Source organism: Kitasatospora sp. NPDC056783, from assembly GCF_042789895.1.
GTDB lineage: Bacteria > Actinomycetota > Actinomycetes > Streptomycetales > Streptomycetaceae > Kitasatospora.
In genome coordinates this window covers 30,351-39,963 of sequence record NZ_JBHUAF010000014.1, presented here as the reverse complement: position 1 = coordinate 39,963, position 9,613 = coordinate 30,351, and the positions used below count along the sequence as shown (strand labels likewise).

8 protein-coding genes are annotated in these 9,613 nt (G+C 74.2%); 3 read left to right on the top strand and 5 right to left on the bottom strand.

From position 1 onward, the window contains the following. The 4 genes from ACFRMQ_RS04485 to ACFRMQ_RS04470 form a co-directional block, all read right to left on the bottom strand. Nucleotides 1–579, bottom strand: a 579-nt coding sequence (locus ACFRMQ_RS04485; RefSeq protein ID WP_380726817.1) for a SulP family inorganic anion transporter, incomplete at its 3' end; no start/stop codon positions are given. A gap of 371 nt (nucleotides 580–950) precedes the next feature. Beyond that, complete coding sequence (locus ACFRMQ_RS04480) at nucleotides 951–1,991, bottom strand: IPT/TIG domain-containing protein (RefSeq protein ID WP_380726815.1); 1,041 nt, start codon at nucleotides 1,989–1,991, stop codon at nucleotides 951–953. A 123-nt stretch (nucleotides 1,992–2,114) separates the two neighbouring features. Continuing rightward, nucleotides 2,115–4,235: a HelD family protein gene (locus ACFRMQ_RS04475; RefSeq protein ID WP_380726813.1), complete on the bottom strand. Its 2,121-nt coding sequence runs from the start codon at nucleotides 4,233–4,235 to the stop codon at nucleotides 2,115–2,117. Nucleotides 4,236–4,355: 120 nt separating this feature from the next. Beyond that, entirely contained in the window at nucleotides 4,356–5,975 is a 1,620-nt protein-coding gene (locus ACFRMQ_RS04470) for an ADP-ribosyltransferase domain-containing protein (protein WP_380726811.1), read from the bottom strand. 287 nt (nucleotides 5,976–6,262) lie between these two features. Between ACFRMQ_RS04470 and ACFRMQ_RS04465 the strand changes: the two genes are divergently transcribed. Then, nucleotides 6,263–6,949 (top strand): macro domain-containing protein, encoded by a 687-nt coding sequence (locus ACFRMQ_RS04465; RefSeq protein WP_380726809.1) that lies wholly within the window; start codon nucleotides 6,263–6,265, stop codon nucleotides 6,947–6,949. A gap of 33 nt (nucleotides 6,950–6,982) precedes the next feature. Here the strand turns inward: ACFRMQ_RS04465 and ACFRMQ_RS04460 are convergent, their stop codons facing one another. Next, nucleotides 6,983–7,645 carry a TetR/AcrR family transcriptional regulator gene (locus ACFRMQ_RS04460; protein WP_380726807.1) on the bottom strand — a complete coding sequence of 221 codons (663 nt, stop codon included), beginning with the start codon at nucleotides 7,643–7,645 and terminating at the stop codon, nucleotides 6,983–6,985. A gap of 101 nt (nucleotides 7,646–7,746) precedes the next feature. Here ACFRMQ_RS04460 and ACFRMQ_RS04455 point away from each other — a divergent pair, with 101 nt between their 5' ends. Then, nucleotides 7,747–8,760, top strand: coding sequence for a zinc-binding dehydrogenase (locus ACFRMQ_RS04455; protein WP_380726805.1), 1,014 nt, complete (start codon nucleotides 7,747–7,749; stop codon nucleotides 8,758–8,760). An 87-nt stretch (nucleotides 8,761–8,847) separates the two neighbouring features. Continuing rightward, nucleotides 8,848–9,444 carry a DUF1349 domain-containing protein gene (locus tag ACFRMQ_RS04450; protein WP_380726803.1) on the top strand — a complete coding sequence of 199 codons (597 nt, stop codon included), beginning with the start codon at nucleotides 8,848–8,850 and terminating at the stop codon, nucleotides 9,442–9,444. Nucleotides 9,445–9,613 lie beyond the last annotated feature (169 nt).

Sequence of the window (9,613 nt, the reverse complement as noted above, 5' to 3'; positions counted from 1 at the left end):
GGCCGCGACCGCGAGCGCCACCCCGACCGAGGCCCAGTGCGGTGCGGTGGCGAACGCGCGCAGCGCCCGGGCCGCGACGACGGCCGGGTTGTCGCCCTCGGGCTTGGCCACCCCGAGCGCGCCGGGCACCTGCTGGAGGGCGATGACCCCGGCGATGCCGACGGTGAAGCCCTCCACCACCGGCACCGGCACGTACGCCATCCAGCGGCCGGCCCGGAGCAGGGCGAGGAGCACCAGCACCAGCCCGGCCAGCAGTCCGACGGTCAGCACGCCGCCGGTGCCGTAGCGGGCGACGATCGGGACGAGGACGACGGTCATGGCGCCGGTCGGCCCGGACACCTGGAGGTTGGAGCCGCCGAAGACGGCGGCCAGCGCCCCCGCGACGACCGCGGTGGCCAGGCCGGCCTCGGCGCCCGCGCCGGAGGAGATGCCGAAGCCGAGGGCCAGCGGCAGCGCGACGATCGCCACCGTGAGGCCGGCGAGCAGGTCCTTGCGCGGCGAGCGGCCCATGGTGGCGAGGATCGCCCGGGTGGGCAGGACGGCCCGCACCCGGTCGGACAGTGCGGTGGCCAGGCTCATGGAGTGGCCTCCCTCGACCGGCCGACTGTCGGCCGGCGCTCGCCGATTGCCGCGGTCACGACCGCTCCTTCCCGCGCCCGGCGGCGCCCGGATGCGCCTCGTGCCGGTCCAACGGCACGAAAGCATGTATGAACTTGAAGAATTTTTCAAATCACTTGTTTCGCATGTGCTGGACTCCGACGGTAGTGGCCCCTGGTGCTCGGGCGGCGGGGCCGCACGGCCCGGTCGGCGAGGTGGCGCGGTGGCACCGCCGCCGACGGGGCCGGGTGCCGCACCGGGCGGAAACGGCCGGCCCCGGCCCCCAGGGCACTGCTCTCCCTGGCGGCCGGGGCCGGTCTTCGCGGGGCCGGTCACCCCGGCGGAACCGCGCGCTATGGAGTGTAGGTGTACACCACCGGCGTGCTGGTGCCGCCCGCCGTGGTCACGGTGACGTCCACCGGGCCGGCCTGGTCGGCCGCCGGCGCGGTGGCGGTACACAGCTGCGGGCCGCAGGAGTGGCGGGTGGCGGGCCGACCGCCGAAGGAGACCGTGCCGCCGGCGAGGTCGTCGCCGGTCACGATGACCGCGGTGCCGCCGCCGACCGGTCCGGAGGGGGTGTTCAGCCCGGAGAGCGCGGGGGCCGGCGGTGGCGGCGGCGGGGCGCCGGTGTAGTCGAACGCCGCCGGCGTCCGGACCGTCCCGCCCGGTCCGACCACCGTGACGGCGGCGCTGCCGGAGCCGCCGGGCGTGGTCACCGCGCAGGCGGTGTCGGTACAGCTGCCGGGTGCCGGGACACCTCCGACCAGCACCATGGCGCCGGCCAGGTTGGCCCCGGTGAAGGTCACGGGCGTGCCGCCCGCGCCCGGACCGGTGGTGGCGCTGACGTCGTCGATGCGCGGCGGCAGGGCGACCAGCGGCGGCGGCAGGCCAATGCCGAGCAGATGGGTGCGGACGTGCCCGGTGGGGAGCGTGTCGTTGGCGTTGGCCACCCTCGCGGTGATCGCGCCGGTGACCGGGCCGGTCCCGTCCGCGACGACCGGGATCTTCATGAACTCCTCGGTGCCGGGACGGCGGTTGCCGTCCAGGACGGCCTCCAGGTGGCGGCCGTCGGGCGAGACGGTCTCGGTGAAGGTGTAGTCGTACGGCGTGGAGTAGAACATCGCGCCGCCGGTCGTGAGCCCGGGCGGGAGATCGACGGTGAAGTGGGTCGGCCCGGTGAGGTCCTCGGCGCCGAACACCCGCCAGGCCACCGAGAAGACGCCCAGCCGGCTCTGTTCGGTGGGGTAGTTCCCCGCCATGTCGAGGACGATCCGCTGACGCACGACGGTCGGACCGTCGGCGTGCGCCGGGGCGGCACCCGCCCCGACGGTGGCGGCGGTCAGGGACAAGGCTGCGGCGAGACCGGCTCCTGCCAGTCTGATGATCGTAGGCATACGGAAATCCTTCCGAACGCCCGGCACTTCGACCGCCGCTTCCCCGAATTGCCCGAACCACCACCGCGATTGGCGCGATCCCGCACCACCGCCATGCCCAAGCCCCCCACCGTCACCCCACCGTCACCCGCCCAGCGGCGCGGGCAGCGGACGGGCGTGCAGGACGTCCAGCCGGGAGACCGCCCTGGTCACCACCACGTACAGCCGGTGCAGACCGCGCGGTTCGGCCTCCACGATGGCCGCCGGCTCCAGCACCACCACGTGGTCGTACTCAAGCCCCTTCACCAGCGAGGCCGGCAGCACCGTGACCCGCCCCGTGGTGCCGACCAGTTCGGCCTCGCCGACCGGGATGCCCGCCGCGCGGAGCGCCTCGACGGCCTCCGGCACCCCGCCGTCCGCCGCGATCACCGCGATCGAGCCCTCCCGTTCCAGCGCGGCCCGCACCGCCGACACCGCCGCCGCGCCGAGTCCGCCACCGGACACCCTCCGCACCGCCAACTCGCCGTCCCGGCGCAGCGACACGGCCGGCGGCACGTCCACCTCCAGCGCGCCCAGCACGGTGTTGGCCAGCGCCATCACCGCGGCCGGGACGCGGAAGCCGGCGGTCAGCGGAACCACCGCGGCCTGCGGCTTGCCCAGGTGGGCGAGTTGCTCGGGCCAACTGCTCGCGGCCCACGGGGCGGTCGCCTGGGCGAGGTCGCCGAGGACGGTGAGGGAGCCGAAGGCACTGCGGCGGGCGATCGCCCGGCACTGCATCGGAGAGAGGTCCTGGGCTTCGTCCACCACGACGTGGCCGAAGCCCGCCGGGTGCTCGATCAGCCCGGCCACCTCGTCCAGGAGCATCAGGTCGTGTTCGGACCACCTGGCACTTCGCTCCGAACGCGGTGGCCGGTGCCACCGGATCGCCTCCTGCTCCTCGGCGCCGAGCACCCCGTCGGCGGCCTCGGCCAGGACGGCCGGGTCGCTCAGCAGGGCGGTGACCACGGCCTCCGGGCGCAGGTTCGGCCAGGCTGTCTCCAGGAAGGCCGCGACCGGTCTGCCGTGGCCGATCCTCCGCGTCCAGGCGCCGGACCTGACGCCGGAGCGGCGCTCGGCCTGGTCCCGGACCATCGCCACCACCCGGGTGCGCAGGCTCTCCCGGCCGATCGCGTACGGCGGCGCCTGCTCGCGCACCTCGGCGACCGCCCGGTCCAGCCGTTCCCCGCTCACCCGCCACCGGTAGGAGCCGTCCGGGACGACCAACTGCTCCGCTCCCGTCGAGCGGACACGGCCGTACAGCGCCCGGCGCAGCACCGTGGCCATCCGCGCGTCCTGTTTGACCACGGCGGCCCGTTCGTCGTCCACCCCGGTGACCGGCCGGGCGGCGACCAGGTCCTCGACGGTGCTCTGGGTGACGTCGATCTCGCCGAGCGCGGGCAGCACCTGGGCGATGTAGCGCAGGAAGGTCCGGTTGGGGCCGATGACGAGCAGGCCGCCGCGCCGGATCCGCTGCGGGAAGCTGTAGAGCAGGTACGCGGCGCGGTGCAGCCCGACGGCGGTCTTGCCGCTGCCGGGCGCGCCCTGGACGCACACCGACTCGCTCAACTCGCCCCGTACCAGCGCGTCCTGTTCGGGCTGGATGGTGGCGACGATGTCCCGCATCGGGCCCGTCCGGGGCCGCTCGATCTCGGCGGCCAGGATGCCGCCGGCACCGCCCGCGGCACCGCCCGCCGGGCCGGCCTCACCACCGCCCGCCGAGCCGGACCCGTCGGAGCGTCCGGAACCGCCGAGGGGCTCGTCCTCCAGCCCGGTCAGGTCCTCCGGCGCGCCCGGGCTCCACGGCGCCCAGCCGAACCGCCGGCGCCGCACCAGCCCGAGCGGATCGCGCGCGCTCGCCTGGTAGAACGCCCGGGAGACCGGAGCCCGCCAGTCGACCACGAGCGGCGGCACCGTCGGATCCCCGGAGATCCTCTGGCGGCCCACGTAGTAGCGCTGCCCCCGGTGGCCCCCGGCCTCCGCGGTGTCGGCGAAGTCCAGGCGGCCGAAGAACGACGGGCTCTCCGGCAGTTCCCTCATCCGCTTGGCACGGGTGCGCAGGTACCGGCCGAGCGCCTCCGCGCCGGCGCCGTCGCCGGAGACGTCCTCACCGGCGACCACCTGGTGGCTCGCGTCCTCGACCTGCCGGGTCATCGCCGCCCGGCAGACCTCGACGTAGGCCCGCTCCCGTTCCAGTTCGCCGTCGAGGTTCCGTTTCTCCGAAGTCATCGTTCGCGCCCCTTCCCGCACAACGGGCTCGCCTGCTGGTCGACTTCCAGCATAACCAAACTCAGTAAAAATACTAACCTGGTTAAGCTTTCTGGCGGGCCAGGGCTCCCGGGACACGTGTCAGGACACCAGAGGCGCCTCCTCCAGCTCGGTCAGCGTCACGGTGCACAGGCCGCCGCGCTCGGTCCGCACGTCCGTGACCTCCAACTGCGTGCCGGGCAGCAGGATGAACTCCTCCTCGCCGGTGAACGCCGAGAAGTTCCGGATGCCGACGGCCCGCACCGGGCGCACCTCGAAGAGCGTCCGCTTGCCCCGACCGCCGAGGAAGGCCTGCGCCACCCCGAGCTCGGAGGTGCAGGAGGACACGCCCCACCACGTCACCGTCCTGCCGAGCGGGTACTGCCGCCGCAGGTCCAGCGACACCCCTCGCCACAGCGGCGCGGTGCGCGCCGGCAGCCGGGACACCGCCGCGAACAGCAGCCGCAGGTACGGCAGGTAGGGCACCAGCCGACCGCGGTCCGGCGAGCGCAGCACCGCGTTGATCTCCCGGTAGAACGCGGACTCGCAGGTGTACAGGTACAGCGCGGAGATCTCGTCGGCGGACAGCCCGGCGGCCGCCCCGCCCACCCGCCGCTCGCCGAACTCCTGCGACCGGGACACGTGCCCGCCCAGGCCCCGCAGCAGCTCGGCGACCGGCGCCACCGCCTCCCGGAAGCCCATCACCGGGGTGTCGAACACGCCGGTGATGGCGGGCAGGACGAGGCCCTCGTCCTTCACCCCCGCGAGCCGCTCCAGGTAGAGCTGGTGCAGCTCCATGGTGGAGGCGATGAAGGCCCCCATCCGCTCGGCGACCCCGTCGTCCGCCCCGCCGCCCTGCGCCGACCGGGCGTCCCACCCCGTGCTGGGCAGCCAGTCCACCTCGTCGGCGCCGAGCGAGGCGAGGGCCGCGTTCACCGTGGCGAAGTGCTCGCCGTCGCAGAAGAGGTCCCCCTGGGCCGCCGGGTTGGCGTGGTCGATGTGACGGACCTCGACCTCGGGGTACTTCTCCTCCAGCCGCAGCACGACCTGCTTCAGGCTGCGCGCGTGCGCGCCCCACCAGGCGAAGACCACGAAGCGGTCCTCCTCGGCGGCCTGCTGCTTGGCGCGGAGGATCTCCTCCACGATCCGCTCGGCGACCGGCCGCCAGAACCCGGCGTGCTGGTCCGGCCCCATCGCGCCGTCGCTGCTCGCGGTCAGCGCCGCGTTCAGCAGCAGCACGCCCTGGGTGAGCATCGCCTGGAACCACTCCGGCGGCTGGACGGTCCGCTCCTTCTTCAGCAGTGCCCGTATGTCGGCGATCGGCGTCTTCTTGGGGATGCCGTACTTCCACATCGCCGCGGCCTTGATGAGGCAGCGGATGCTGATCACCCGGCCGAACTGACTGTCCTTCCAGTCGTGGAAGGTGTTGTCGAACATCGCGATGCCGGTGGCGCTCTCCGGTCGCGGGTAAGGGTTCTGGCCGAAGACCACGACCTTCCACTTGTGCGGCGCGTGCGGCTTGAGCGCCTGGAAGGTCAGCTCGCGGACCGGGACGACCTCCGGGCCGCGGCCGGGGCCGATGAACGAGGCCGCCCCGGGCCGCGCCTCGATGACCGGCTTCAGCAGCGGCAGCCACGGCTCGCCGCCGCCCGCGAAGAGCTCCGCGAGGGCCAGCGGGTCGTTCGGGTCGGGCTGGGTGACGGGGGTGTCGACAGCGTTCATGGTGGTGCGACTCCGGCTGGTCGGGACCGTACGAATGACAGACGAACGGGCGGTGATGATCCGTCAGCTCCCCTGGCGGACGGCACAGTCCTACCAGCCGGGTCTGACAATCCGGGCCGCCGGTCCGGGCCGCTCCGGCCGGCCGTGGACCGCGGCCGAGCGCGGGTGGCCGCGATCGGACGGATTGTCAGTGCCGGGCGCTAGCTTCGTCGGTGCCGGCAAGGACCGGGTGTCCGGGGCCACCCGGCCCTCCGCCCCGCCTTCCCCTCGACCGACAGGAGCCCAGCATGACCACGGACCGCGCCCAGGCACCCCTCACGGTGGTGCTGACCGACCTCAACGCGACCGTCGTGGCGTCCTGGCGGGCCGCCTTCGCCGACACCCCCGGCGTCGAGATCCGGCACGCCTCCCTGCTCACCGCGAAGGCCGACGCCTGGGTCAGCCCCACCAACTCCCTCGGCCGGATGGACGGCGGGACGGACGCGGCGGTCAAGCGCCACCTGGGCGCGGGCATCCAGCTGCGGGTCCGGAAGGCGATCCGCGAGCGGCACGCCGGGCACCTCCCGGTCGGCAGCGCGGTCTGCGTCCCGTCCGGCGCCGTCAACCCCAGGTTCCTGATCTCGGCCCCGACCATGGAGACGTCCTCGGAGAACGTCAGCGAGACCTTGAACGTCGCCCTGGCCTGCGCGGCCGCGTTCCAGGCCGTCCACCGGCAGAACGGCCTGGAGCCGGGCAGCATCCGGTCGGTCGCACTGGTCGGCATGGGCGCCCGGACGGGCCGGGTTCCGGCCCGGGTGTGCGCCAACCTGATGTGGTCGGGCTACACCCTCTTCAACGACCACCACTTCGAGGACGACGACGACCTGCGCGCCACCGTCCTCGCCCAACTGGACGACCTGGAGGAGGCACCCGCCACCGAACGGGTGCGGATAGCCCCGCCCGCCCGCCGCGGCACGCCGACCCGACGGGCCTGACGGCACCCAGAACGCTCAGCCCACCCCGCGCGCTCAGCCCGCCGTGAGCGCCAGGCGGATCCAGCGCCCGGACTCCGCGACCGCCACCCCCACGTCGAAGGCCGCGGGAGCCGCCGCGGCCTGCACCACCAATCCCTTGAGCAGCCCGACGAAGGCCAGTGCGAAGGCCGCCGGGTCCACGCCGGGGCGCAGTTCCCCGTCCCGCTGCCCCTGACCGACCACCTCGGCCGTCCACTCCCTGGTCCGGGCGTCCAGTTCCGCCACCGCGGCGGTCAGTTCCGAGGCTCCGGCGAGCGCCTCGGCGCCCAGCACCACGAAGGCCCGGCCCAGATCGGTCGGGTTGCGCACCCCTTCCAGGCACCCGCGCGCGAAGCCGCACAGCTCGTCCACCGCACCCGCCCCGCTGCGCTCCGGCGCGGCCGCCGCCATCGCCTCCGCCAGCGCCGCCTCCTGGAGCCGGGCCAGCAGCGCGCCCTTCGAGCCGAAGTAGTGGGTGGCCAGGCCCCGGCTGAAGCCCGCCGCCTCCCCGACCTTGGCGAGGGTGACCCCGGTGCTGCCGTGCTCGGCGATCAGCCGGGCGGCGGCGGCGATCAGCGCCGACTCGGCCCGGGCCCGCCGTTCGGCCTGGGTCCGGCGCGCCGGCGTCTCACGAAGCGTCCCGGCACCGCCGGCTCGTCCCTCATCGTGCGTAGACATAACACCATGCTAGTGTCGAACTTGCTTGTTGGATAACAAGTAACTTCCGGAGCGGCGGGCACTCCCCCGACCCGCCGCCCCCGCGAGAAGGGAAGTCCCCGATGACCGCCACGATGCTCGCCGGCCGGCTCGACGTCTCCAAGGGCGCCTTCGCCGTCGAGGAGGTCCCCGTCCCGGTGCCCGGCCCGGGCGAGGTACTGATCAAGGTCGAGGCCGCCGGCGTCTGCCTCTCGGACGTCCACCTCATCGAGGGCATGCTCAAGCCCCTCTACCTCAAGGGCGACAAGGTCACCCTCGGCCACGAGGTCGCGGGTACCGTGCACACCCTCGGCGAGGGCGTGACCACCGCGGCCGTCGGCGACCGGGTGCTGCTCCAGGCCGGCGAGACCCGCGACGGCGTCGTGTACACCCGCGGCGTGGACTACGACGGCGGCTGGGCCGAGTACGCGCTCGCCACCGTCACCACGCTGGTGCCGATCCCGGACGAGCTCCCCTTCGACCAGGCCTGCTTCATCCCCGACGCGGTCTCCACCCCCTGGGCCGCCATCACCGCCACCGGCGCCGTGCGCCCGGCCGAGGCGGTCGGCGTCTGGGGCGTCGGCGGCCTGGGCGCCCACGGCGTGCAGTTGCTGCGGGCGATCGGCGCCTTCCCGATCGTCGCCGTCGACCCGCTGCCGGCCGCCCGCGAGCGCGCCCTGGCCTTCGGCGCCGACGCCGCCCTCGACCCGGCCGACCCCGGCTTCGCCGGGCAGCTGCTCAAGGCCACCGACGGCCGCCCGCTGTCCGTGGCCTTCGACTTCGCCGGGGTCGCCCCGGTGCGCGAGCAGGCCATGGCCACTCTCGGCAAGAACGGCCGCCTGGTCCTGGTCGGCCTCACCGACAAGCCGCTGACCGTCACCAACGGCACCCGGATGAGCTACCTGCGCCAGGAGATCCGCGGCCACTACGGCTCCGAGGGCGAGGACGTCGTCGACCTGGTCAACCTGGTCCGCGGCGGCCGGCTGGAGTTCTCCCGCTCGGTGAGCGGCACCTTCCCGCTGGCCGAGGCCGCCCGCGCGGTCCAGGCGCTGGAGCACAAGGAGGGCAACCCGATCCGCCTGGTGCTCAAGCCCTGACCCGGCCCCCGTCACCGGGGCGGGCGATCCGGATATCCTTTCGGAAATTTTCGGCAAGTTTCAGCAAGCCGATGAAAGGATGACCGCATGCGCCCGCCCCGCGACATCCCCTGGCACGAGGGAAGCTGGCTCAACGAGCCCGAGGACGCCCGGACCAACGGCACCGACCTCCTGGTCACCGCCCGGGACCGCAGCGACTTCTGGCGCACCACCGGCTACGGCTTCGTCCGCGACGACGGACACGCCCTGCTGGCCGGCTTCCCGCCGGGCAGCGCCACCGAGGTCACGTTCGTCGCCGACTTCGCCGCCCTCTACGACCAGGCCGGCCTGCTGATCCGGGTCGACCCCCGGACGTGGATCAAGGCCGGTGTGGAGATGAGCGACGGCCTTCCACACCTCGGAGCGGTGGTCACCCGGGAGGTCTCCGACTGGTCCCTCGCCCCGGTCCCCGACTGGCACGGCCGCGCCGTCACCATCCGTGCCAGCCGCACCGACGACGCGGTGACCGTCCGCGCCCGCTGCGAGGACGCCCCCTGGCGCCTCCTCCGCCTCGCCCCACTCGACCCCGAGGCGGCGGCCACCGCCGGCCCGTTCTGCTGCTCCCCCGAACGCGCCGGCCTCCAGGTCCGCTTCACCCGCTTCGCCCAGGGGCCCGCCGACTCGGCGCTGCACCTGCCGGACTGAGCCCGGCGGGTGCGGCGCCGCCCCTTTCCCGCGCCGCGTCGAAGACCGACCCCCAGCGGTCACTCCGGCCGGCGGAGATGACGCACCGCCGGCCCCGACTCCGCGCCGCCGGACGGGAAATGGCATGCACGCCACTAGCCAACCGTCCAGTAGCGCCCCTACCGTCGAC

Coding starts and splice junctions, on each gene's coding strand:
- ACFRMQ_RS04455 (WP_380726805.1), top strand. CDS start 7,747: ATGACCGCCACGATGCTCGCCGGCCGGCTCGACGTCTCCAAGGGCGCC.
- ACFRMQ_RS04465 (WP_380726809.1), top strand. CDS start 6,263: ATGACCACGGACCGCGCCCAGGCACCCCTCACGGTGGTGCTGACCGAC.
- ACFRMQ_RS04460 (WP_380726807.1), bottom strand. CDS start 7,645: ATGTCTACGCACGATGAGGGACGAGCCGGCGGTGCCGGGACGCTTCGT.
- ACFRMQ_RS04475 (WP_380726813.1), bottom strand. CDS start 4,235: ATGACTTCGGAGAAACGGAACCTCGACGGCGAACTGGAACGGGAGCGG.
- ACFRMQ_RS04480 (WP_380726815.1), bottom strand. CDS start 1,991: ATGCCTACGATCATCAGACTGGCAGGAGCCGGTCTCGCCGCAGCCTTG.
- ACFRMQ_RS04470 (WP_380726811.1), bottom strand. CDS start 5,975: ATGAACGCTGTCGACACCCCCGTCACCCAGCCCGACCCGAACGACCCG.
- ACFRMQ_RS04450 (WP_380726803.1), top strand. CDS start 8,848: ATGCGCCCGCCCCGCGACATCCCCTGGCACGAGGGAAGCTGGCTCAAC.